Annotated in this window: 22 protein-coding genes and 1 tRNA gene; 14 read left to right on the top strand and 9 right to left on the bottom strand. The window is 63.6% G+C overall.

From position 1 onward, the window contains the following. The first annotated feature begins 6 nt into the window (after positions 1 to 6). From E4662_RS07380 to E4662_RS07365, 4 genes are read left to right on the top strand one after another with little or no spacing between them, the layout of a single operon-like run. The gene (locus E4662_RS07380; protein ID WP_136440891.1) at positions 7 to 273 is read left to right on the top strand and encodes a sarcosine oxidase subunit delta; all 267 of its coding nucleotides are present in this window, start codon (positions 7 to 9) and stop codon (positions 271 to 273) included. After that, a complete protein-coding gene (locus E4662_RS07375) occupies positions 270 to 3,062 on the top strand; it encodes an FAD-dependent oxidoreductase (protein WP_136440890.1) in 2,793 nt (930 codons plus the stop codon). Before E4662_RS07380 ends, E4662_RS07375 begins: the two co-directional genes overlap by 4 nt. Next, positions 3,055 to 3,663, top strand: coding sequence for a hypothetical protein (locus E4662_RS07370; protein ID WP_136440889.1), 609 nt, complete (start codon positions 3,055 to 3,057; stop codon positions 3,661 to 3,663). The genes E4662_RS07375 and E4662_RS07370 overlap by 8 nt, the downstream gene beginning before the upstream one ends. A 22-nt stretch (positions 3,664 to 3,685) precedes the next feature. Then, the gene (locus E4662_RS07365) at positions 3,686 to 4,375 is read left to right on the top strand and encodes a TetR/AcrR family transcriptional regulator (protein ID WP_168797919.1); all 690 of its coding nucleotides are present in this window, start codon (positions 3,686 to 3,688) and stop codon (positions 4,373 to 4,375) included. Here E4662_RS07365 and E4662_RS07360 read toward each other — a convergent pair. After that, the gene (locus E4662_RS07360; RefSeq protein WP_136440887.1) at positions 4,372 to 4,851 is read right to left on the bottom strand and encodes an Lrp/AsnC family transcriptional regulator; all 480 of its coding nucleotides are present in this window, start codon (positions 4,849 to 4,851) and stop codon (positions 4,372 to 4,374) included. The two genes, E4662_RS07365 and E4662_RS07360, sit on opposite strands and share 4 nt — an antisense overlap. A 92-nt stretch (positions 4,852 to 4,943) precedes the next feature. On the opposite strand from E4662_RS07360, the gene E4662_RS07355 reads away from it, so the two are divergent. From E4662_RS07355 to E4662_RS07345, 3 genes are read left to right on the top strand one after another with little or no spacing between them, the layout of a single operon-like run. Further along, positions 4,944 to 6,149: a methionine gamma-lyase gene (locus E4662_RS07355; RefSeq protein ID WP_136440886.1), complete on the top strand. Its 1,206-nt coding sequence runs from the start codon at positions 4,944 to 4,946 to the stop codon at positions 6,147 to 6,149. Between the two features lie 21 nt (positions 6,150 to 6,170). Beyond that, positions 6,171 to 7,487, top strand: a complete 1,317-nt coding sequence (locus E4662_RS07350) for a trans-sulfuration enzyme family protein (protein WP_136440885.1) — start codon at positions 6,171 to 6,173, stop codon at positions 7,485 to 7,487. Next, positions 7,487 to 8,038: an OsmC family protein gene (locus tag E4662_RS07345; RefSeq protein ID WP_136440884.1), complete on the top strand. Its 552-nt coding sequence runs from the start codon at positions 7,487 to 7,489 to the stop codon at positions 8,036 to 8,038. Before E4662_RS07350 ends, E4662_RS07345 begins: the two co-directional genes overlap by 1 nt. A 153-nt stretch (positions 8,039 to 8,191) precedes the next feature. On the opposite strand, the gene E4662_RS07340 is transcribed toward E4662_RS07345, so the two are convergent. Further along, positions 8,192 to 8,265, bottom strand: a tRNA-Cys gene (locus E4662_RS07340). Positions 8,266 to 8,435: 170 nt separating this feature from the next. On the opposite strand from E4662_RS07340, the gene E4662_RS07335 reads away from it, so the two are divergent. Both E4662_RS07335 and E4662_RS07330 read left to right on the top strand, forming a co-directional pair. Next, entirely contained in the window at positions 8,436 to 9,089 is a 654-nt protein-coding gene (locus E4662_RS07335; RefSeq protein WP_136440883.1) for a protein-L-isoaspartate O-methyltransferase family protein, read from the top strand. Positions 9,090 to 9,224: 135 nt separating this feature from the next. Next, complete coding sequence (locus E4662_RS07330; protein WP_136440882.1) at positions 9,225 to 10,724, top strand: prolipoprotein diacylglyceryl transferase; 1,500 nt, start codon at positions 9,225 to 9,227, stop codon at positions 10,722 to 10,724. 200 nt (positions 10,725 to 10,924) lie between these two features. Here the strand turns inward: E4662_RS07330 and E4662_RS07325 are convergent, their stop codons facing one another. Further along, a complete protein-coding gene (locus E4662_RS07325; protein WP_136440881.1) occupies positions 10,925 to 11,248 on the bottom strand; it encodes a DUF6280 family protein in 324 nt (107 codons plus the stop codon). Positions 11,249 to 11,464: 216 nt separating this feature from the next. Between E4662_RS07325 and efp the strand changes: the two genes are divergently transcribed. After that, positions 11,465 to 12,028 carry an elongation factor P gene (gene efp, locus E4662_RS07320; protein WP_136440880.1) on the top strand — a complete coding sequence of 188 codons (564 nt, stop codon included), beginning with the start codon at positions 11,465 to 11,467 and terminating at the stop codon, positions 12,026 to 12,028. Positions 12,029 to 12,120: 92 nt separating this feature from the next. After that, entirely contained in the window at positions 12,121 to 12,588 is a 468-nt protein-coding gene (locus tag E4662_RS07315) for a GNAT family N-acetyltransferase (protein ID WP_136440879.1), read from the top strand. 263 nt (positions 12,589 to 12,851) lie between these two features. Here the strand turns inward: E4662_RS07315 and ygfZ are convergent, their stop codons facing one another. Beyond that, entirely contained in the window at positions 12,852 to 13,589 is a 738-nt protein-coding gene (ygfZ, locus tag E4662_RS07310; protein WP_136440878.1) for a CAF17-like 4Fe-4S cluster assembly/insertion protein YgfZ, read from the bottom strand. A 72-nt stretch (positions 13,590 to 13,661) separates the two neighbouring features. Here ygfZ and E4662_RS07305 point away from each other — a divergent pair, with 72 nt between their 5' ends. Next, a complete protein-coding gene (locus E4662_RS07305; RefSeq protein WP_136440877.1) occupies positions 13,662 to 14,339 on the top strand; it encodes a TIGR04283 family arsenosugar biosynthesis glycosyltransferase in 678 nt (225 codons plus the stop codon). Here E4662_RS07305 and pdxA read toward each other — a convergent pair. From pdxA to lptF, 5 genes are all read right to left on the bottom strand, one after another. Next, complete coding sequence (pdxA, locus tag E4662_RS07300; RefSeq protein WP_206080265.1) at positions 14,336 to 15,316, bottom strand: 4-hydroxythreonine-4-phosphate dehydrogenase PdxA; 981 nt, start codon at positions 15,314 to 15,316, stop codon at positions 14,336 to 14,338. The genes E4662_RS07305 and pdxA overlap by 4 nt on opposite strands. Before the next feature lie 413 nt (positions 15,317 to 15,729). Then, positions 15,730 to 16,968 (bottom strand): peptidylprolyl isomerase, encoded by a 1,239-nt coding sequence (locus tag E4662_RS07295; RefSeq protein WP_136440876.1) that lies wholly within the window; start codon positions 16,966 to 16,968, stop codon positions 15,730 to 15,732. Beyond that, positions 16,956 to 19,127 carry an LPS-assembly protein LptD gene (locus tag E4662_RS07290; RefSeq protein ID WP_136440875.1) on the bottom strand — a complete coding sequence of 724 codons (2,172 nt, stop codon included), beginning with the start codon at positions 19,125 to 19,127 and terminating at the stop codon, positions 16,956 to 16,958. Before E4662_RS07290 ends, E4662_RS07295 begins: the two co-directional genes overlap by 13 nt. Next, on the bottom strand, positions 19,124 to 20,218 hold the full coding sequence (lptG, locus tag E4662_RS07285; RefSeq protein WP_136440874.1) for an LPS export ABC transporter permease LptG: 1,095 nt from the start codon (positions 20,216 to 20,218) through the stop codon (positions 19,124 to 19,126). The genes E4662_RS07290 and lptG overlap by 4 nt, the downstream gene beginning before the upstream one ends. Next, complete coding sequence (gene lptF / locus E4662_RS07280; RefSeq protein ID WP_136441044.1) at positions 20,215 to 21,330, bottom strand: LPS export ABC transporter permease LptF; 1,116 nt, start codon at positions 21,328 to 21,330, stop codon at positions 20,215 to 20,217. Before lptF ends, lptG begins: the two co-directional genes overlap by 4 nt. Positions 21,331 to 21,488: 158 nt before the next feature. Here lptF and E4662_RS07275 point away from each other — a divergent pair, with 158 nt between their 5' ends. Further along, a complete protein-coding gene (locus E4662_RS07275) occupies positions 21,489 to 22,958 on the top strand; it encodes a leucyl aminopeptidase (protein WP_136440873.1) in 1,470 nt (489 codons plus the stop codon). Positions 22,959 to 23,172: 214 nt separating this feature from the next. After that, a complete protein-coding gene (locus E4662_RS07270) occupies positions 23,173 to 23,631 on the top strand; it encodes a DNA polymerase III subunit chi (RefSeq protein ID WP_136440872.1) in 459 nt (152 codons plus the stop codon). Positions 23,632 to 23,917: the final 286 nt, after the last annotated feature.

Genomic DNA, 23,917 nt, shown 5'->3' with positions numbered 1-23,917 from the left:
CACCCGATGCAACAATTCCCCTGCCCATTTTGCGGTTTGCGTGACGAGCGAGAATTTCATTTCGCTGGCGAAGCCGGAAAACCACGGCCTGATACAACCCAGCCCATCAGCGACGCTGACTGGGCCAAGTACCTGTTCTACTGCGCCAACGCCAAAGGCGCGTCGCACGAGGTCTGGGTGCACACGACCTGCCAGGAATACTTTGTCATGACGCGGGACACGGTGACCATGGCCGTTCTGGGCACCCATGCTTTGCACGAGGTCCCGGCATGAGCGGGGTCAGGCGCGACAAGGGCGGGTTGATCGACCGGTCCAAACCGATCCGCTTCACCTTTGATGGCCGGGCCTGTCAGGGGTTTGAAGCCGACACGGTCGCTTCGGCCCTTCTGGCCGCAGGCGTCCGGATTTTTGCGCGCAGTTTCAAATATCACCGGCCACGCGGGGTCTGGGGCGCGTGGTCTGACGATCCCAACGCGGTTGTCGACATCGCGCTGGACGGGATTTCTTTTCCGAACTGTCAGGCGACGACGACCACGCTGACCGAAGGCATGGCCGTCCGGTCCATCAATGCCTGGCCGTCCGCGCAGCGCGACGTGAAGGGGGTGCTTGACCTCGCCCATCGGTTCCTGCCCGCAGGCTTCTATTACAAGATGTTCATGTGGCCGGACTGGCATCTGTTTGAACCGATGATCCGGAAAATGGCCGGTCTCGGCACCCTTGGGCAGGAGGTTTCGGACGGCTTTCAATCGGCGGTTCTGCACGAGCACTGCGAGGTGCTGGTGATTGGCGCTGGTCCTGCCGGTCTGACAGCCGCGCGCGAGGCCGCGCAGACCGGCAAATCGGTCCTGCTTGTGGATGACCAAGCGGAGCTGGGCGGCAGCGCCTATCGCATCGCCGGGCAGGCCGGGTGGCAGGCCCCGGACTGGGTGGCGGAGCAGCTTGCTGCGATCCGGTCACACGGCGGTCGCATCCTGAACAGGACGACGGCAATCGGCGTGTACGATCATCAAATGCTGTCGCTGGTGACAGAGCGCGGTCTGGGCACCGCGCCGGTCCTGCGCAAGGTCCGCGCCGATCAGGTCATCCTTGCGACCGGTGCCATCGACAGGCCCGTGACCTTCGAAAACAACGACCGCCCCGGCATCCTGTCGCTTGAGGCCGGAACAGAGTACCTCAATCGTTACGGGGTGCGCCCGGGCAGCAGGATAGCAATCCTGAGCAATCGACCGGACGCCACGCCCTATGCAACACAGCTTTCGGAGGCCGGGGCTTTGGTCACGGTGGTGGATGCCGCAAGCGCCGGTCTCAAGGCGTTGGGCCGGGCATCCGTGCGCGGCCTCATCGCTGGCAAGGACAGGTTTGACTGCGACACGGTTCTGGCGTCTGCCGGGCTGACGCCGCTGATCCATCTGTGGCGTCATGCCGGTGGCAAGCTGGCATGGGATGAGGGGCGTCAGACCTTTGTCCCATCCGAAGGGCCGGACTGGATGCGGGTCATCGGCGGCGCGTCCGGGACCTTCGCGCTTGATGCGGCACTCGATGAGGCCACCGCCGCCGCGATCAAGGCCCCCGTGCCCGCGCGGGCGCCATACGCGATTGCGCCGCTCCGGCCCGATCTCAGCAGCAAGGGGCGGCAGTGGATCGATTTTCAGCACGATGTGACGGTCAAGGACGTCGCGCTGGCGCACCGCGAAAACATGGTCTCGGTCGAGCATCTCAAACGGTACACAACCCTTGGCATGGCCGGCGATCAGGGCAAGACGTCGAACATCGCGGGCCTGTCGGCCATGGCCGAGCTGAAAGGGCAGAGCATCCCCGACGTCGGCACAACGACCTTCCGCCCGCCTTTTGTACCGGTCCCGCTCGAAGCCTACCGCAGCACGCGGCGCGACCGTCAGATGCAGCCGCTGAAACGTCTGGCGCTCGAACCGGAACACCGCGCGCTTGACGCGGCCTTCGGGGAGTACGGCGGCTGGCTGCGCCCGGCGTGGTACGGCACGGACACCGAGCAGGTGGCGGTTCGGCGCGAATGCCAAACCGCCCGCGAAGCCGCGGCGATCATGGACGGATCTGCGCTTGGAACCATCGAGGTGGTCGGCCCCGATGCGCGCGCCTTTGTGAATTTTGTCTATTACAACACCATGTCCACCCTGAAGCCGGGTAAAATCCGCTATGGCTTCATGCTGGCCGAAAGCGGGCTGGTCTTTGACGATGGCGTGATGGCCTGTGTCGATGACACCCGGTTCATCATTTCCTGCTCTTCGTCCCATGCCGACGCCGTAATGGCGCATCTGGAGAACTGGCGGCAGGATTCCTTTGATCCAAGCCGCGTGCACATCCACGATACAACCGCCAACTGGTCGACCGTCACCATCGCGGGCCCCAAGGCACAGACGATCCTCAAGGCGCTTGGGGTGCTGGAGGACATGGCGGACTTTCCGCACATGTCCCTTCGGTTCGGCACCTTTGCTGGCGAAGAGGCGCGGGTGGCACGGGTCAGCTTCACCGGGGATACGAGCTACGAAGTCTCTGTGCGCAACACTGTCGTCGCCAGGCTCTGGCGCAAGGCCCTTGAGGTTGGCGCACAGCACGGCGGCGGCCCTGTCGGGGCCGAAGCGCTGACCGTCTTGCGCGCCGAGAAAGGCTATATCCTCGTGGGCAAGGATACCGATGGCGAAACCATGCCGCATGACCTCGGGTTCGCCGCGCCGCGCGCCCGGAAATCGGCCGCTTTTGTCGGGGATCGCAGTTTGCATACGGCAAAGGCGAACGAAGAAACCCGCAAGCAGCTTGTGGGGCTAAGCGTGCCGGATGGCGCGCCCAAGCTGCCGATTGGTGCTCACGTGGTGGCTGAGGAAGGCGGCACCCGCCGCTCCCTGGGCTATGTCACAACCAGCCACGACAGCCCGACCCTGAACCGCCCCATTGCGCTTGCGCTTGTCGAAGCGGGCCAGCAGGCCATGGGCAATCCTGTCAAAATCTGGCACCTCGGGCAGTCGCATACCGCGACCATTGCACCGGCCTGTGCCTTCGACCCGGAAGGGGTGCGCATAGATGCGTGATGATCGTCACAAATGGCCAGCAATTCCCGGCACCGGCCGGCCGGATCTGGTGCGCGAAGGCATTTCCCTTCGCCTTGTTACCGCACCGCGCCAAACGGTCATCAGCGGCGCGGTTTCGGACTGTCTCGCACTGTGCGGTTTGTCGGCTGCCATCGGCGGCGGGCCGGACATGGCGCAGGGCCAGACCTATTGTCTCCGCCAGCGCAGAGACCGCATTCTGGTCGTCGGCGGCCCGGACATCGCGGACGGTTGGCATTCCGATCTAAACGTGGCTGTATCGGACATGACCTCAGCCTATTCAGTCATTGAAATGGCGGGTGAACGAGTGGAGCAGATCATCAGAACGGGCACCGAATTTGACGGCATGCAAAGGTCGGCCTCAACCTCCCGGCTCTGGCATGGCTATGGCGTTCTGCTTTATCGGTACGGGCGCGACGATCAGTTTCGCATGCACGTCAGAAGCCCGCTCCTTGACCCGGTCTGGGACATGTTGGAGCGGCAAATCAATGTCCTGAGCGGCCTGTGGGCCGAAGAGGCCGCCTCGGGCCGCTCCGCGGGACAAACGGAACCAACGCGCTTCCCCTGCAGGGAGGCGAGCTGATGAAAGAGGGATGGGCGGGTATTTGACGGCAAAGAAGAGAGCACCAAAAACCGGATCGATCTCGGCCCAGGACTGGGTTGATGCCTCGCGCGCGGTGTTGATCAAGCGGGGCATCTCCGCCGTCAAGGTGGAGCCGCTGGCAAAACAGCTGGGGGTGACACCGGGCAGCTTCTATTGGCATTTCAAGAATAGGGATGCTCTCTACAGAGCCCTGTTGAAGGACTGGCTTGCCACCAATGTGCATCCCTTTCTGGAGGCATTGGACAATGCCGCCGAAACGCCTCGCGCCCAATACCTCGCGCTTGCCTATGTCTGGGTCCTCAGCCCGCAGTTCGACCCGGCTCTTGACGTGGCGATCCGCGAATGGGGGAAAACGTCCAAGCTTGCGGCGCGGACCATGAAATACGTCGATCACAGGCGAATTTCGCTCTACCAGTGGGTTTTCGAGGGATTTGGGCATGATCCGATGTCGGCCATCGTCCGCGCCCGTACGATGTATTTCCACCAGATCGGCTACTATGCCATGCGTGTGCATGAAGACCCGGACGACCGGCTTTTGCAGATCCCGCATTATGCCGAGATCATCTCGGGGGACCCGTGGCTGCGCGCGCTTGAAACACCCGCCGAAATCAAGGCGGCGTTGGTAGACTATCCCCGGCGTCAAAGCGTGGCTGACCGGATCGCGCGCCGGGGTCTTGCAAACCGCCGCTAGGCCGGCAGATCAGGAAACACGTTGGTCTGTTTAACGATCCCGTACACAAAGCTTGTGTCGATTGAACTGATGCAGCCGATTTCATGCAGCCTCTGGCGGACAAAGCGCTCGTAATCCTCGAGATCCGAGACCACGACGCGCAGGAAGAAATCCGCCGCGCCGGTCATGACAAAACACTCCATGACCTCCGGGATGTTCAGGATTTCCGCCTCGAACCGCCGAACGGTCTCGCCTGTATGCGCGTTCAGCGTCACCCGCACGAACACCGTGATCGGGAAGCCGTAGGCCTTGGCATCGGCCTGCGCCGTGTAGCCCTTGATGACGCCGCTCTGCTCCAGATTTCGCAGCCTGCGCAGACAGGGGGAGGGCGACAGGTTCACGGTTTCCGCCAGTTCGAGATTCGTCATGCGACCGTCTTTTTGCAGCGCCCGGATGATCTTGCGATCTGTGGCGTCGATTTTCGGAGCCGTTGGCATAATATGCTAAAATCCATTGTTACAGGGGTCAACTTAGCAACCTTTTGCCCGGCAATCCATTCCAATATGGCGCCAGAGAAAAGAGGTGCTTCATGGATACAAACGGAAAAGGCTTTTCGACGAGGGCCATTCATCATGGCTACGACGCGGGTGAGCATCAGGGGTCGCTGAACCCGCCGGTCTACCTGACCTCCACCTTCACCTTCGAGACCGCCGAGGCCGGTGGCGCGATGTTTGCCGGTGAGCAGGAGGGGCATTTCTACAGCCGGATCTCCAATCCGACCCTCGATCAGCTCGAACAGCGCATCGCCAATCTCGAAGGGGCCGAGGCGGGGCTTGCGACGGCGTCCGGCATGGGGGCGATCACCTCTGTTCTGTGGACCCTCGTGGCGGCCGGGGATCAGGTCATCATCGACAAGACGCTCTACGGCTGCACCTTCGCCTTCCTCACGCACGGGCTGACCAAGTTCGGTGTCACGGTGACGCCGGTGGATCTGACGGACCCGGACAATCTGACCCGTGCGATCACGGACCAGACCAAGGTTGTCTACTTCGAAACCCCAGCCAATCCCAACAATCGCCTTGTCGACATCGCCGCAATCTCCCGAATTGCACATGCACAGGGGGCCAAGGTGGTTGTCGACAACACCTATGCCACGCCGGTCCTGACCCGGCCTTTGGAGCATGGGGCCGATATCGTCCTGCACTCCGCCACCAAGTACCTGGGCGGTCACGGCGATCTGGTGGCTGGTCTGATTGCCGGGTCCGCGGAAGACATGCAGCAGGTGCGTCTGGTCGGATTGAAGGACATGACCGGCGCTGTCATGTCGCCGTTGACGGCGATGCTCATCCTGCGCGGGTTGAAGACGCTGGAGTTGCGGGTCGAGCGGCACTGCCAGTCAGCGCTGCGCGTTGCACAGGCGCTCGAAGCGCATCCGGCGGTGGCGCGGGTGTACTATCCGGGGCTGGCCAGTTTTGCGCAAAAACCGCTGGCGGAGCGGCAGATGTCCAATTTTGGCGGCATGATCCCGTTTGAGGTTGTCGGCGGCAAGGCGGGCGGCATCGCGTTGATGAACCGGCTGAAACTGATCCAGCGGGCGGTTAGCCTCGGCGACGCCGAAAGCCTGATCCAGCATCCGGCCAGCATGACCCATTCCACCTACACGCCCGAAGAGCGTCTCGAACACGGCATTGCCGAAGGGCTGGTGCGCCTGTCCGTCGGGCTCGAAGACGCGGATGACCTGATCGAAGACCTCATGGCGGCGCTGTCGCAACATAACGCAATCGCTGCCGAATAAACCCTGCGCGCGGAGGACACCATGACTGACAAGAAACTCTTTGGGGACGCGGCGAGCCAGCCCCCACAGCGCCACCCCGGGCGCTGGATCAACGACCTTGACCGCACCCGCACATCCGGCCCGTTCCTTGGGACGCACCCGATGGGCAGGATGGGGATGTCCACGAAAGCGGTCCATGCGGGCACCCATGATGACCCGCGCACCGGCGCCGTCGGCACACCGATCTACCAGACCTCGACCTTCATCCTGCACGAGGAGACCTACGGCTCGATCGAAGAGGGGTTCGGGCGCGACCGCTTCATCTACACCCGCTACGGCAACCCGTCGCAATGGGCGGTTCAGGAAAAGCTGGCAACGCTGGAAGGCGCGGAAAGCGCAATCGTCTTCAGTTCCGGCATGGCCGCGATCACGGCTGCTGTGATGGCCATGGTGGACAAGGGCGCGCATGTGGTGGCCGCCAGTGACCTCTATGGCGGCACCTACAACCTGTTCAATCAGGAGTTCCCGTCGATGGGCATGTCCGCCACCCTGGTTGACAGCTATGATCTTGAAGCCATCGAAGCCGCGATCCAGCCCAACACGCAGATCCTGTATTTCGAAGTGATCACCAATCCGGTGCTGAAGGTCGTCGACATTCCCGCACTTGTCGATATCGCGGCGCGGAACAACCTGCGACTGATCGTCGACAGCACCTTTGCCCCGCCGCCCGTCATGAAGCCGCTGGAACTTGGCGTGGATCTGGTTGTGCATTCCGCCTCGAAATACCTCAACGGCCACTCCGACCTGATCGCCGGTGTTGTCTGTGGCTCGCGCAAGCTGGTCGACATGATCTGGCCGCGACTTCTGAACTATGGCGGCTCGCTTGACCCGCATGCCTGCTTCCTTCTGGAGCGGGGCCTGAAGACGCTCGACATCCGCATGAAGGCGCATGAGGCATCCGCCACGGCCCTGGCCGAGTTCCTTGAAACCCACCCCATGGTCGAAAGCGTGCTCTACCCGATGCTGCCCAGCCACCCGGATCACGCCCGCGCAAAAGAGCTGATGAAGATGGGGACGGGCAACGTGACCTTCTTTGTCAAAGGCGGCGACAGGGCGGCGCTTGCGCTGCTCGATCACCTGCACCTGCCGAAACAGGCCACGAGCCTCGGCGGGATCGAAAGCCTGATCAGCCTGCCGTTCAACTCTTCGCAGGCCACGATGACCAGCCGCCAGCGTGCCGGGATCGGCATTTATCCCGGCTGCGTGCGCCTCTCGGTTGGTATCGAAGATGCCGCCGACCTCATCGCCGATTTCGATCAGGCACTGAATGCCATTTCCACCATGAAAGGGGCCGCATAATGCGCAACGCCATCCCAACCGCCGCGCTCAGCGAATTCGTCAACGAAGTTGCAAATGATCCCGAAGAGGGGCTGATGAGCTACGGCATCGAGGTTGACTGGGAAAGCGGAACCCGCGCCCGGACGTCAACCAAGCCGATGCTTGTGGGTCCGCACAAGGTCAGCCGGTCTTTCGTCTGGAAGGCGGATGAACCGCGCCAGTTGATGGGCAACAACCATGGCCCCAACCCGCAGGAACTGCTGCTGTCCGGTCTTGGCTCGTGCATGATGGTGGCCTTCGTGGCTGGCGCGACTGCCGAGGGCATTCAGCTGGAATCGGTCAAGATCGACTTTGACGGCACGCTGGATCTGCGCGGCTTTATGGGGCTGGGCACCAATGCGCCGGTGGGCTTCCCCGAAATCCGCTATTCGATCTACGTGACCGGCGATGGCACACCCGAACAGTTCGAAGAGCTGCACCGGAAAGCCGTGCAACACAGCCCGAACGCCCAGACGATGATCAACCCCGTAAGCCTGTCGGGCGACATCATCGTGAGCCAGATCGACGGCTGAGCGCGGCCAGAAAATCACACACACTCAAAGGCTTGCGCCGGGAATTCTCCCGACCCGGCGCGGCAAAGACCACGGGCAGCAGACCCGCACAATCAACCGCTCCAACAGCGGCAGGCCGCTGTCAGGGTTCTTGTCTAAGTCATTGATTTTAAATGGAGGCGAGTACCGGAATCGAACCGGTGTACACGGATTTGCAATCCGCTGCGTCACCACTCCGCCAACTCGCCAGAGTGGAGGCCTGATTATGAGGTTCGGGGAGGGACGTCAAGCGGATAAAATCCGCGAAAATCTCTTCGGGGCCAATTGTCTCGCCGGGCGCGTCCGACATTGCCGTTTTCCTGCGGATGTGGCAGGACAGCAGCAAGGTTTTCGTTGATCCTGACAAGAAAGTGGGCTGATGACTGATTTCGCCACGCGCCGCCGTATGATGGTTGACACGCAGGTGCGTCCTTCCGATGTGACCGAATTTCCGATCATTGATGCCATGCTGACGGTTCAGCGCGAAGCCTTTGTTCCCCGTGAGAAAATCGAGGCTGCCTACGCGGATGCCCATGTCGATATCGGCGGCGATCGTGTGGTGCTGGAGCCGCGGCTTTTTGGCAAGATGCTCGACGCGCTGAACCTGAGCAACGCGGACTTCGTGCTCGATATCGGGGCAGGGCTTGGCTATTCCTCTGCCGTCATCGCGCGCATCGCCGAAGCGGTGGTTGCGGTCGAAGAAGACGAGGAGCGGGTCAGCGAGGCGCAGTCGCTGCTCACCGAACACCACGCGGACAACGTGATCCTGCACGGCGGGCCGCTGCAGGCCGGGGCGGCGGAACACGGGCCTTATGATGCCATCCTGATCGAAGGCGGCGTCGAGGAATTGCCGGAGGCTCTGACCGATCAGCTCAAGGACGGTGGGCGCATCGTTGCAATTTTCATGGAAAATGCGCTTGGCACGGTGCGAATTGGCCACAAGATCGACGGTGTGATCACCTGGCGCTACGCCTTCAACGGCACCGCGCCGGTGCTTGCGGGCTTTGAAAAACAGGTGGCTTTCGCCCTGTAAGGTCTTTGGCCCGACTCGGTTGGCGTTGTCGCAGGGTCTCACCGCTCAAAGAAAAACGTAACTTTTTCCGCGTCTGTTGTGCGACTTCCTGCGCGCAGCTACACTCTTGCCCGAGGCGAAAGTGGAAAAACGAGCATGTCTGATCCTGTTACCAACTTGGAAATAGAGGATGTTCTATCCTCGATTCGGCGTCTGGTCTCGGAAGACTCGCGTCACAAGACGCCCAAGCCGAAAGAGCAGCAGCCCGATCGTCTGGTCCTGACCCCGGCGCACCGGGTTGTCGACGATGTTTCGGAGCCGGTGGCGGATGAATCACCGGAAGAGACGCCGGTCCTGCTAACCAACCCGACCCTCGTCACACCCGAAGCCGCGCCGGAGGAGAGCGCGCCGGAAGCGGTGGCCGAAGTGGAAACGGACGCCCATGTGGAGATCGTAGAAGACAAGGCGGAAGACGACGCGGGCGCGAGCGAAGCCTATGCCCGTCTGGTCAGCGTCGAGCGCGATGCGGTTGCAGAGACGGCGCCTGAAGCCCTGGCCGCAAGTGAAGGTGCGGACAGCGAAAGCCCTGGCGCGGAGCTTGAAACCCCAGAGCTTGAAAGCCCGGATCTCGACACGCCGGACCCGGAACATATTTCCATCAGCGCTTTGCGCGATGAGGCAACGCCGCTGATGGCCTTTGCTCGCAAGCTGGCCGAAGCAGGTGAGCGGATGGAGCGCGAAGCGGACGCCGCGCCCGAAACCGATGAAACCGAGGCAGCCCTGCCGGAGGCAGACGCGCTCATCGGGGCGTTGGAAGAGGCGGAACCGCCGGAAGCCCCCTTTGACGAGACCACAGCGGACGCGCAGACAGCCGAAGAGACCTTCGCCGAAGACACAGGTGACGAAGAGGCCACCACCGCCACGGACATTCTCGGCCAACTGGTCGAACAGGAAGTCTCGCGCGTGTTCTCCGGTGCGTTTGACGATGATCTGGACGAGGGCGACGAAGACGAAGCGGAGGCTTTGGGCCTCGAAGAAACCGCCGAGGCGGACAGCGCTGGCGCGCCGAAACCTGCGCCGAGCGATCCGTTTGAAGCGCTGATCGCCAGCGCCTCCAAACCGGTTCTGGCCAAGGACATGGCCAGCGAAGCGCCGCGCGAAACCGCCCCGGCGGAGACGCTGGAAAGCAAGATCGCAGCGCTGGAAAAGATGGTTTCCGGCCAGTCGGAAGAGTGGGATGCAGAGGCGGCGGATGAGCCGGCATTTGTGCACCGCCCGGCCAAGACCATGGCCTGGCAGGATCCCGTGCCGGAAGAGCTTGAGGCCGAAGAAACCCCGGTGGCCACCACAGAGGATGTGCCTGCCAAGGCCGAAACCTTTGCGGAGCCGGACCTGCCGGAGATGGCGGACGAGCCCGTAACGCCCGACCTGCCGGAGCCCGAGGAGGAGACGCCCGCTGCCGCCGTGGTGGAGCATGTCGAACCATCGTCAGACGAGGCGCTCGCGGCGATTGACGAGGCAAGCCTGCGCCTGATCGTCTCCGAGATTGTCCGGCAGGAGCTTCAGGGCGCGCTGGGCGAGCGGATCACCCGCAACGTGCGCAAGCTGGTGCGCCGCGAAATCCACCGGGCCATGGTCTCTCAGGACTTCGACTGACGCATTCCGCCTGAAATTTGAGATACGACGTCTCTGCGCGCGAGCCGCGGTCAGGGGCATTCGTGTCGTATGCGTTATCTGGTTGAAGGCAGGACCTAACGGGTCTTCGCCAACACTCTCTGCGCCCGTCAAACACCCATCAAGACAACAAAAAACGCGCCTCAAAGGCGCGTTCTTCTGCTTGGCAGCACGTTTTTTGATCAGGCGGCTTCGGCCTGCTGTGCAGCGGCGTTGCGACGCTCGCTTTCTTCGCGCGACAGTGCGACAGAGGTGCGCACACCCTTGCCAACGAAGTCCATCAGACCGGACACAACCCGCTCGTTCGGGTCGATGCCGGCGCAGGACAGCACTTCACGGCCATCACGGGAGCGTGCCCAGCGTGCGATCTGCTCGGGGCCGTTTCCGTACTTCTTGTCGTCTGCGATGGCGTCATCCAGAGCAGCCAGTACCACGGCGGCAAACAACTTGCGCGCGCGGTTGCCTTGTTCGGCATTAAAGGCTGTTCCGTCTACGAAATCTTTCATGGAGAGACCTTTGATTATTGCTCTTGTGTTTCCGGCGTGAGGGGCGTTATGACCTATCGCTTCTGATTCGGGTACCCCATTTCTGCATAGCACCCATGCGGCTTGCGCATATCTTTCATCAAATGCGACGCGATATATCGTTGTCTTGCACCGGGGGGGCCTGCGAGATATAGGGGCGGTTAAATTATCGTCAACCTTTCGCCCGAGTTTTGCCACATGCCCAAGATCAACGGTAACGAGATCCGCCCAGGAAACGTTCTGGAGCACAATGACGGCCTGTGGGCCGCCGTGAAGGTCGACCACGTAAAGCCCGGCAAAGGCGGCGCTTTTGCTCAGGTCGAACTCAAGAACCTCCGCAATGGCTCCAAGCTGAATGAACGGTTCAGAAGCGCCGACAAGGTAGAGCGCGTGCGTCTGGAGCAAAAGGACATGCAGTTCCTCTATGAGGACGCGGGCCAGCTGATCTTCATGGACACCGAAACCTACGACCAGGTTCAGCTTGATGCGGACATCCTTGGCGACCGTCGCCCGTTCCTGCAGGACGGCATGACCATCGTCGTGGAATTCTACGAGGCCGAGGCGCTGAACGCGACCGTGCCGCAGAAAGTGGTCTGCAAGATCGTCGAGACGGAGCCGGTTGTAAAAGGCCAGACCGCCGCCAACAGCTTCAAGCCCGCCGTGCTCGACAACGGCGTGCGCATCACCGTGCCGCCCTTCGTTGGTCAGGACGAGGACATCGTCGTGAACACCGAAACCATGGAGTATTCGGAACGCGCATAACGCAGCGCGCCGATCCGTTCCCCGTGCAACCGCCGGGGGCGAATTCGAAACAGCAAAGGCCTCCGGCTCCAGACAGCCAGGAGGCCTTTTTCATGATCAACACCGCCACGGAGCAGGAGCTGCCGGACCTCGTGCCGCTTCTGCGCGATCTCAACGCGCTGCACGCGCGCCATCTGCCGGAACGCTTCCACACGCGCGGCAGCGATGCCGCCATTCTGCGGGTTCTGACGGAGGCGCAGGCCAGCGGCACGCAGTTCCTTGTCTACCGCACCGAAGGGGTGGCGCGCGGCTACCTTGCCTGGATGGCGCGGCCTGTGCCGGGTGCGGATGATGCCTTGCAGGAGCCGCAGCGCATGGCGCTGCTCGATCACATCTATGTCACGCCGATTTCGCGCCGTCGCGGCATCGCCTCGCGGCTGATTGCGCGGTTCGAGGCGGAGATCGCCGAGAGCTTTGACGGCTGGAAAGTACAGGTGCACGCCTTCAACGCCGCCTCCGCCGCGCTCATGATGCGGCACGGGGCGCAATTGGCGGTGCAGGTCTATGGCAAGGCGCTTTAGGGGGCGTCCGCTTTTACCACGCGCCGCCTGTTTCAGTCCAAAATTGCTCCTCACAAGGCATTTGAGCGCAGGACGAGCCCGCTCATGCAAGCTCAAATAACGCAGGGAGGGGCAATTTTGGCGAAACCCAGCAAGGGCGCGGCGGATTTAGCCCTGCGCTGCGTTATCTGTCGCTGAAAGTATGGATACTTCGGCGCGCCAGATGCCTGGCTCAGAGCAAAATCCGTCTCGCGCAGGCGGCGCGTGGTAAAAGCGGACGCCCCCTAACCGTCGAACGTGACCGTCGCTTCCCCGGCAGTCAGATCGCCCTTGGCCCGGTCAAACCGCAGGTAGGCAAGGCCCGCGCCGCCGCTTTGGGTATAAAGCGTGCCAGCGGGTTTTTCGCCTGCGAGGATCTCTGTGCCAACCGGGGCAGCGCCGTCGACATGGACGCGGGTGAGGCCCTTGCGCAGCTCGGTCTTGTGTTTCATCCGGGCGGTGACTTCCTGTCCGACATAGCAGCCTTTCTTGAAGTCCACGCCGTTGAGCCGCTCAAAGCCGACCTCCAGGATAAAGGTGTCCGGCGTCAGTTCCACGCCGCTCTGCGGCACGCTGGCCGCGACCCGCAGCGCGTCCCAATCCACGTCCTGCCCCGGCTGCCCGGCATAGCCGCGCCAGCCCAGCGACGGATCGCGCGGATCGGCAAAAGCCCCTTCCGGCGGCGTGCCAAGGCCGCGCGTGACTGTGATATCGGTCTCGGCAATCTCGACCCTGGAGCGCAGCTTGTACATCGAAAGGCGCTGGATCAGGGCCGGGGCCTGCGCCGCATCCGCGTCCAGCAGGATCGCCTCGCCGTCCGGGATCAGGAAGAAGTCGGCCAGATACTTGCCCTGCGGCGTCAGGATCGCGGCATAGACAATCCCATCCGCCAGCTTGGCCACGTCATTGGTCACCAGCCCTTGCAGGAAATCCACCCGGTCTTCGCCGCTGATGCGGTACACCGCTCTGCTTTGGGTTGTCATGGCTCTTTCCTCTTTTGATCTCTGCGCCCGTCCTTGCCATATAGGCGGTCAGGTAACCCACGAACAGGCCCCATGCGCGCACCGATTTCCATCGTCATTCCGACCTTCAACGCCGAATCCGGCCTGCCGGGCTGTCTCGGAGCTTTGGGGGAGGGGCTGAGTGCGGGCCTGATCCGCGAGGTGATCTTCTCCGACGGCGGTTCTGCCGATGCCACGCTGCGCATCGCCGAGGCCGCCGGGGCGGAGGTGGTCACAGGCCCGCCTTCGCGCGGCGGGCAACTGGCGCGCGGAGCCAGGGCGGCGGGCGGCGAGTGGCTGCTGTTTTTGCACGCGGATACGGTGTTGGAGGAAGGCTGGAGCGGGGCGGTTCTGGACGTGCTGGGCCAGCCCGGCGCCTGGTATTTCCGACTGCGGTTTGACGGCACCGGCTTTGCACCGCGCTTCGTCGCAGGCTGGGCCAACCTGCGCTCAAAGCTGTTTCACCTGCCTTACGGCGATCAGGGGTTGCTGATCCACCGCTCCGTTTTTGACGCGGCAGGGGGGTATCCTGACATGCCGCTTATGGAGGACGTGGCGCTGGCGCGGGCTTTGGGCAAGGCGTTGCAGGCGTTGCCAATTGAGGCTGTGACATCCGCTGAGAAATACCGCCGTCAGGGCTGGCTCAAACGCGGCGGGCGCAACCTTGCGACGCTGCTGCGGTATTTTGCGGGGGCGGATGTGGAACAGTTGGCCGCGCGTTACAGGCGTTAGCTCCCCGCCATCTCCCAAGCCATCCGCAAAGCCGCCAAGGTTGAGGTCGGGTTCGCCTGCCCCTTGCCCGCGATATCAAACGCCGTGCCATGATCCGGTGAGGTGCGGATAAACGGCAGGCCAAGGGTCACGTTCACGCCGCGGTCAAAGTCCAGCGTCTTGATCGGGATCAGCGCCTGATCGTGGTACATGCAGACCGCCACGTCATAGCGCGCACGCGCGGCGGCATGAAACATGGTGTCGCCTGGCAGGGGGCCGATCAGATCCATGCCCTCGGCGCGCAGGCGTTCCAGAACCGGCGTGATCACTTCGATCTCCTCGCGCCCCATGCGCCCGCCTTCGCCCGCGTGCGGGTTCAGACCAGAGACGGCGATGCGCGGCTTTGCAATGCCGAACTGCGTCTTCAGGGCGGCCTCGGTGATGCGGATGCGGCGTTCCAGAAGCGCCGGCGTCAGAGCCTTCGGCACGTCGGCCACCGCGATGTGGATCGTCACGGGCACCACGCGCAATTGCTCGGAGGCGAGCATCATGACAACCTCATCCGCGCCCGCCAGATGTTGCAGGAACTCCGTGTGGCCGGGATGGGCAAATCCTGCCCCTTCGGCCAAGGCCTGCTTGTGGATCGGCAAGGTGCAGAGCGCCGCAGCCTTGCCCGCCAACACATCCGCCACGCCGCGTTCGATAGAGGCTATGACACCCGCCGCATGGGCGGGCTGTGCGGTGCCTGTCACGCGCGGTCCATCGAAGGGGAGGGGCAGGACGGGCAAGGCCTCCGAGGCCACGCCTGCGGCCTCCTGAGGCGTCTCAAGCACATGATGTGGCACCGCGCCCGGCAAATGCGCCGGATCGCCGATCCAGTAGAATGGCAGCGCCCCGCGCGTCTCGGCCCAGCAGGCTTCGATCAGCTCAGGGCCGATGCCCGCGGGCTCGCCGCAGCTGACGGCGATGGGACGGGTCAGATTGGATTGGGAAGTCATATGGATCGCCTGCTCTTTGACGCCCCTCAGTGTGACATCTGGCCTGCCGGGGTTCCATCGGTTTTTCGCATTGGGTTGGGGGGTATTGGATAGGGCTGAAGAGTTCAGGGAGGCTGGAGTGGTCATTCCTCTGCACATCCAGCGCGGAATCAAGCCCGAAGGGCGCCGCGCCATCATGCTGGAAGCATGTCTCCGACATGACGGGCCGTCCCCACGGCACGGCGATTGGGTTGGTGCCGGGCACTACACATGGCTAGCGCGCCAGTGGCAGGGATAAATCGAGGGGATCAGAGGTTGCATCGCCGCACCACGGCCCGTCAATGGCGCGGCTCGTTCATAACTCCCCCCCCAAATAAAAACCGCCCCGGTTTCCCGGAGCGGTCGTTCAGGGACCGGTCAACAGACCCTGCGTCTCAGCGTTCGATGATCCGTGCATCGGCGCGCAGCTGGGCGAGGTAGCCTTCGGCCTGCGAGCCGATGCGGCGGTTGCGCAGGCCAATGGTGAACTCTTGGCGGTCGATCTCTTCGCTGATCGCATTGGTCCGGCCGCAGAGCATCAGGAAGACCAGCGTCTGGCCGTTCGCACGGGTCAGCGCGGTGGACACCTCGCCGGGGTCCAGCTTGGACAGCTCAAAGGCGATGTCGGTCGGAATATCCGCAGGCGGCAGGGTGCCGCGCTCCAGCACTTCCTCGGGCTGGCCCTTGGCCACGCCATACAGATCGTCACAGCGGTCGACGCGGCCTTGCAGCACGCGGGCCTTGGCCAGCGTATCCGCCGAGCGCCCGCCGGGCATGTAATAGGCGGCATAATCCACAGCGGCGATTTCCGGGGCGCTGTAGCCCGTCTCTTCAATGTCGCGCAGCTGGAACAGGGCGATGGCGTTGGGGATCGGCAGCGGCTCTGTCACCTCGCCGGGCTTGAGCCCGAGAACCAGCGGCTGCAGGGTCGGCGGCAGTTCCTTGATGTCGCGCCACGGCAGGCGGCCCCCATTGCCGCGCGAGGGCGTGGCGGAGTAGCGCCGCGCCTCGGCGGAGAAGGCAGAGGTGCTGTCCAGCTGCGAGATGCGGTTGGCGCGGGCGCGCACGGTCTCTTCCTGGCCCGGCGGCATCGGCATGATGATCTCGGAGATCAGAACCCGGACGCTGCTGCCGCCGCCGCCTGCGGCGAGCGCGCGGTCAACCTCGGCCTCGGTCACAACCGCCCGCGCGGCAAAGCGCGCCCCGGCCACTTCGCGCCACGCCATGCCGGCCTGGACAAAATCGCGGAACGTCTGGGCGGCGACGCCGTTGGCTTCGAGCACCTTCACGAACTCTTCGCGGGTCAGGTTCGCACGCGCCGCAAACTCGGTCATGCCTTCGAGGATCTCTTCGGAGCTCGGCACGATGCCCAGTTCCGCCGCCGCCTGCATGCGCAGCCTGTCGTCGATGAGCTGTTCGCGGGCGAGGGTCTGCAGATCCCCCGGCGCGTTCAGCAGGCGCAGCATCTCGGCGCGCTGCTGCAGCTCGAACCCGGTGATGATGGCATCATTGACGATGATCGCGGGCGAAAACAGGCCCTGCGCCGCGGCTGGTGTCGGCAGGCTGCCGAGCGGCACGACGGCCAGAGAAAGGGCCGTTGCCAGCGGGGCGATCAAGCGGGTCAATACTTGCATGTGCGTCGATACTCCTTGGCGCTGTCGCTGGTGCCAAATCCCGTCAGGGCGACAGTCAAATCGAAATCCGTGCTTGGTTCCAGTGTGGTAGAGGATGCATAGCGGCGTTCCACCCCGAAATCCACCTGAACACATTCGTTGCGGTATTGCAGCCCCAGACCGACCCGGTCGAGATTGCGTCCCGCAAGGTCATAGCGCCAATTGGTGGAGCCGGTCCAGTGGCGGCTCATGCGGTAGGAGCCGTCAAAGCTCCACTCCGACTGCGCGCTGGTCCGGTCTTCCTGCGGGTCGGTGACCAGAAGCAGGTAAGAGGCCCCGAGATCCATGCGGGCATTGGTCCAACCGGCGCGGGCCTCGGCTTTGGAAAAGCGGAAATCGCCATCCAGAAGGCCGCGCGCCACGAGGCTGAGGCCCGAGGCATTGGCAAAGCGTCCGGCAATCAGCCAGTCGCTGGCAAGCGGCTGCAGACCCGAGGAGCGGGAGAAATCCGCATCGGCGGTTTCACGCCAGACCCGGCCAAAGGTGAGCGCGGCAGACCAGCCTGCGGGCGCCTCGTGCATCCAGCGCAGGCCCATGGCGGCGGTATAGCCGTGTTCGCGCCGGTCAGCGGCGGGGAAGCGCGAAAGGCTGAGCAGGTTGGCCTCGTCAAACTCGACACGGGTGCTTTCGTCGTTGGGGTTCAGGGGCCTGTCGCCGCCAACCCAGCCGAACTGCACCACCGGCTCGATCAGGGTGCGCCCGCCCGCAGGTCCGCGTTTCTCCCACGGCCAGCGCAGCTCGACCGAGACGCCCGGTGTGGCCCGCGAAACCTCCGCCGGGGCGGTGTTGTCCTGCCGGATGCTGTAGTGATCGAGCCAAAGATGCCCGGATACACCGGCGCGGATGCCGCCCACCAGCGTCCAGCGCTTGCGCCAGCTGGCCTCGGCGTTGAAGCGGGCAATGTCACGCCCGTCCACCACCGTATCGGCGTCGGCGCTGTCAAAGGGGATGGAGCTGTAGCGGTAATGGGTGTGCGCCTCGCCGGACAGCCGCAACTCGCCACCGAAGGCCTGCGGAAAGAAGCGCTTTTCCATCCGGCCAAAGCCCACAATCGTGGGCTGGGTGTCGTTGTTCTCGGAATCGCGCAGGGATTCGTAATGCAGCAGCCCCACTTCGATGAACTCGTCGCGGCGGACCCGCGTCAGGGTCAGGCTGCTTTCCAGCCGGTCGGCCCCGGTGATGCCGTAGTCATTGAGGTAGGCCGCATCCGAGGTGGTCTTGAGATCGAAGGCCAGTTTGAAATCGTTCTTGAGATCAAACGCCCCTTCGGCAAACAGGTAGCCCCGCGCCTGATCGGGCAGCAGCGTGTCGCCGGTCAGCGCGCCGGTGACGAGCAGGTTGCCATTGCGGAAGGCGCGGCGATAGCGGAACTCCAGCGTGCGGGTCTTGGGCGACAGATACGGCGTCAGGGTGATGTCCTGATGATCGCCGATCGGAATGAAGTACGGCAGCTTGATGCCAAAGCCGAGCAGGGTGGAACTGCGCAGCGAGGGGATCAGAAGCCCGCGCGCCCGCTTCAAGGTCGGGTCCGGCAGGCGCATGCGTGGCAGGTAGAAGATCGGCACGTCGAGCACGCGCAGCTGCGCATGGTCGAAGTAGAGTTGCCGCTCCTGTTGATCGTGGATCACGCGGGTGGCGCGGATCTGCCAGAGCGGCGGGCTGTCGTCGCCGCAGACCTGACAGGAGGTCACGGCGACCTTGGACAGCTGCGTATAGCGGCCTTCGACGCGCTGCGCTTCGACGGCGGCCAGCTGCAACTGCTGGTCCATGATCATGCGCGCGCTGCTCAGCAGACCGTTGCGCAGGCCCTGATCCATCTGGGCATAGTCCGCGAGCAGGATGTTGCCCGCCTCGTCGGTGATGCGGATCGGCCCGTCGATCTGAAGCGTGTCGGTGGACTGGTCATAGACGATGCGCGTGGCGGTCAGGCGGATGCCATCGTGCAGCGCCTCAACATTGCCAGTGGCGATCAGCAGCGTGTCATTTTCGACAAAGACCTGATCGGCCACGAGCAGCGCAGGCGGCGTTTGCTCGGGCACAGCGGGTGTGCCCTGCGCCAAGACGGGCAGGGGCAGGGCCAGTGCAAGCAGAAGGGCCAAGATATGGAGGCAGCGAGTCATCCATCCTCCATATGCAGTATCAGACCCAGCGCGAGCAAGACCGATGCGACAGGCGGCACCCATGCGGCCATCAAAGGCGAGACCTGACCGTTTTCGCCAAGGATCTGAGCGAAATTCCGCACATAGTAGAGCCCAAATCCCAAAAGCACGGCGGAAAGCACCGCAAGGCCGGTCCGTCCCAGACGTGTCGGGCGCATGGTGAAAGCCGCGCCGACCAGCATCATGGCGACAAGGAAGACGGGGCGCGCCAGTTCCATGTTGAGCCAGACCACGTGGCGGCGGGCGGAGAAGCCGGCCTCTTCGAGATCGTCGATGAAGGCGGGCAGGTCCCAGATGGCGATGGCCGACGGTTTGCCGAAACGGTCGCGGATGCTCTCGCGCGTTAGGGTCGAGGGGATGCGCAGGGTGTCATGCGCCTTGGCCCCGGTTTCGGGTGTAAGCCCTGCCGCCAGAGGCCAGGCCTTGGCATTGGTCAGCACCCATTCGGCGTCTCCGAGTTCGGCCTTGTCCGCGATCACCCGCTGCGCCGGGCCACCGCCTGCGGCGTAGATCACGAAGCTGACGTCATAAAGCACGGTCGCCTCGGAATTGGCGCGGGCAGCGCGGATCACCGATTGGCCCTGCGTGCTGCCTTGCCGGAGCCACAGGCCTTCGGGACCGATCGAAAGCGCCGAGGCGCCGCCGTTCTCATAGGTCTCGCGCAGGTCTGCGTAGCGTTTGGAGGTGGCGGCCACCACCGGGTTGAGCATCGCCACGGTCAGCCCGCCGATGAGCATGGCCATGACAACCGGCGCAATCAGCGCCACCAGCCCGGAGCGCCCCGCCGCCCGCGCCACCACCAGTTCCGATGAGCGGGCAAGGCCAAGGAACAGCGCAACGGTGGACAGGATCATCACCAGCGGCAGGATCTGGTAGAGCCCCTCGGGAAGTTTGAAGGCCACCAGCTGCAACAGCTGCGCCATGGTCGGATCGCCATCCAGACGGCGCATTTCGTCCATCAGGTCCACGAATCCCTGGAACAGCGCAAAGACCGCAAAGATCGACAGGAACAGCCAGAGAAAGCGGCGGGCGAAGTAGTAATGCAGGGTCATGCCGGGGCCGCCTCCTGCTGCGCCGCGCCGCGTTTGGGCCGGAACGGGCGGGAGGCGGTCCACAGCAGGGACCAGACGATCACCAGCCCGACCGCGCTTGGCAGGTAGACCAGCGGCCAGAGCCGGGCATCGGCGCGCACCGGATCGGTCACGCCGCTTTCTACCAGCTTGACCACGACCAGCAGGAAAATCGCACCGACGATCTGTTTGGTCACGCCAAAGCGCGAATAGCCGCCGACCATCAGCCCCGAATAGCCGATCAGCGCCGCAACGATGCAAAGCAGCGGGTTCTGAAAGCGCATATGCGCCTCTTCCAGCACCTCGCCGGGATCGTCCCGGACCTCGATGGCGACGGCTTCGGTGTTGGTCAGAAGCTCCCATGTGGGCACGAAACTGGCCTTGCGCCGTCCGCCGCCGCTCTGTTCGATCAGGGCCGAGACGTCATAGGTCAGATCGCCGAAATTGGTTGTCGAGAGGCGCCCTGTTTCAAGGTCCAGCGTCTGGGCCATGCCTTCGAGCATTGCCAGTTTCGGCCCGTCGTCATCACGCAGGAGATAGGCTTTGTCCGCCGTGTAGGTGACCTCGCGCCCCGCCTGTCTGCGATCCGAAAGCAGCACATCGCGCAACTCGCCCCGCTCGGAGATGTCGCGGATGTAGAAGGTCACGCCTTTGGTCGGGTGCAGGAAGACCCCTTCGCGCAGCAGGCGCGCGGTGAGGGAGCCGGAAATCTCGCGCTCGCGCAGACGCAGTTGCTCCAGAGAGGCGGGCACCAGAACATGGGTCAGCATCGCCATCATTGCCGCGATCATCACGCCAAAGATCAGCACGGGCCGCGCCAACCGCCACGGTGAATAGCCCACCGCCTGCACCACGGTCAGCTCGGATTCGCTGCTGAGGCGATTGGTGACGTAAACCGCCGCCGCAAAGGCCGCCATGGGCAGCACAAGCGCAATCACCGAGGGCAGGGACAGGGCGGAAAATTCGAGGAAAACACCCGCCGAATGGCCGTCCGCGATGAGACGATCAAACAGCACCACGGCGCGGTTGACCCAATAGACGGAGACCAGAACGAGCGCAAAGAATCCGAACAGCACCATCAATTGCGACAGCATATAGCGGTCGAATCTTTGCACGAAGCGCCCCCAAGCACAGTTTTCTTGGGTCGCAGGTTAGCGGATCAGGGGGGGAGGGGAAAGCTGACTCTGGCCTTTGTGCCCGCAGGGGGCTACCTCTTGGCGGAAAGCCACTCAAGCCCGACACGGAGACCGATATGACCCAGCTGCGCAAGATCACTTTTGCCGAAACCAATCTTGATGGGCTGGACGCCGTGGAAGGCGCGATCGGGGTTCTGATCAATGCCGCCGGCACGCTCAGCCCCGGCGCGCGGCGGGTCAATCGCCTGAGCAAGGGCGCGGTGGCCAAGGCGGTCGCGAGCGAGGCCTGGGAGAAGCTGAGCGAAGGCAGCGCCCTGACGCTGGCCATGCCGGTGGGGCTTCAGGCAGAGGCGGTTGTGCTGGTCAAGCTGGAGCGGCGGCCGCAGGTCGCAATGGCGCGCAAGGCAGGGGCGGCACTGGCGTCTGCGGTTGGCTCCAAGGCGCTGATGCTGCTGGCGGAGAACACCACGCGCACGGCGGATGTGGCCCTCGGGCTGGCTCTGAAAGGCTACAAGTTCGCAGATCACCTGAGCGAAAAGGGTGATCCGCTGGAAGGCGCGGTGATCTGCGTCAAGGATCCGGGCGCGGAGGCCAAGGCGGTCAGCGATGCGCTGGCGGTGGCCGAAGGCGTGGTGTTCACCCGCGATCTGGTGTCGGAGCCCGCAAACGTTTTGACCACTACCGAGTTTGCCGCGCGTCTTGAGGCGCTGCGCGATCTTGGCGTCGAGGTCGAGGTTCTGGAGGAGGACAAGCTGGCCGAACTGGGCATGGGCGCGCTGCTCTCCGTTGGGCAGGGCAGCGAAAGCCCGTCGAAGGTGGTTGTCATGCGCTGGAAAGGCGGCGGCGACGAGGCACCGCTGGCGCTGGTCGGCAAGGGGGTTGTGTTCGACACCGGCGGCATCAGCCTCAAACCGGCGGCGGGCATGGAAGACATGACCATGGACATGGGCGGCGCAGGTGTTGTCTCCGGCGTGATGAAAACGCTGGCGCTGCGCGGGGCGAAGGCCAACGTGACGGGCCTTGTGGGTCTCGTCGAGAACATGCCCGACGGCAAGGCGACGCGTCCCGGAGATATCGTGACCTCCATGCGCGGCGTGACGATCGAAGTTGTGAACACCGATGCCGAGGGGCGGCTGGTGCTGGCCGATGTGCTCTGGCACGCGCAGCAGACGGAAAAACCCGCTGCGGTGATCAATCTGGCGACGCTGACCGGGGCCTGCATCATTGCGCTGGGCCATGACAACGCGGGGGTATTTTCGAACGACGATGCCTTTGCGAACAAGTTCCTGAAGGCCGCCGAGGCCGAAGGTGAGGGCGCATGGCGTCTGCCGCTGGGCAAGGGCTATCACGACCAGATCAAGACGCTGAAAGCGGACATCAAGAACACCGGCGGGCGTCCCGCCGGTGCAAGCACGGCGGCAGTCTTCCTTGAGCGGTTCATCGAGGACGACATGCCGTGGATCCACCTCGATATCGCCGGGGTGGCGCAGGTCGCCAAGGCGACGACTTTCGCGCCCAAGGGGGCGACGGGCTGGGGCGTCATGGCGCTGGACCGGCTGGTGCGGGATCAGTTTGAGCAGGGGTGAGATGGCTACTGCTGGTGCAACAGAGGTTCGCGCGCGGCCTCGGGGCCGGGTCATGAGTGAGGTGCTGGCGGTTCTTCAAAGCTCCAAAGTCGTCACCTGGTGTAACGTTTCGAGATTTCGCACCCGCCCTGGCGGGCGAGGTCGGGTGCGAACCGGATCGACAAGCGAGCCGGGGATCAATTCCAAAGGATTTCGTCAGAGGAGCGTTTAGGAAATGGGAGAGGCCTATTTCTACCACCTGACCCGCCGTCCGATGGATGAGACGCTGAGTGTGCTTCTGGAAAAGTCGCTCGGCGCAGGTTGGCGCGTGGCGGTGCGGGGGCAGGAACCGGGGCGGATAGACTGGCTCGATCAAAAGCTCTGGCTTGGCCCGGAGGACGGGTTTTTGCCGCATGGGCAGGCGGGCGGTCCGCATGACGGTTTGCAGCCGATCCTGCTGACCTATGGGCCGGATTTGCCGAACGATCCGCAGTGTTTGATGAGTGTCGATGGCGCGGTGATTTCCGCCGAAGAGGTGGAGGCCATGACGCGGGTTTGCGTGTTGTTTGACGGGCATGACAGCGAGGCGGTGCATATCGCGCGCGAACAATGGCGCACGCTGACCGGGGCCGGCTGCAAGGCGAAATACTGGTCCGAAGAGAGCGGGCGTTGGGAGATGAAGGCGGAGTCGTGAGTTAAGGCTCCGCACGGATGTAGGGCGGGGCTATGCCCCGCGCCCGCCTCGACACATCTGCCGGACGGGGTTTCGTGTTTTTATTGTTTGAAGCCTGAAAAAGGCGGCCGCCCAGTGACGGATCATCTAGGCCGGGGCGTTCAAACCCGGCTTATTCGTCTGATCAGATCGAACATCCCCCTTTGGGGCTGCCCGCCTTGGCTTTGTCAGGGCCGCGGCGGAAAATCCGAAGGTCAGTGGTACCGGGGACAAGCCTGCCTATTGTTTGTGAACAGGAGGTTACAGC

It is taken from the genome of Pacificoceanicola onchidii (assembly GCF_004804335.1).
Taxonomy (GTDB): domain Bacteria; phylum Pseudomonadota; class Alphaproteobacteria; order Rhodobacterales; family Rhodobacteraceae; genus Pacificoceanicola; species Pacificoceanicola onchidii.
Note: the sequence above shows the minus strand (reverse complement) of the source record. Positions and strands in the feature narration are given on the sequence as shown.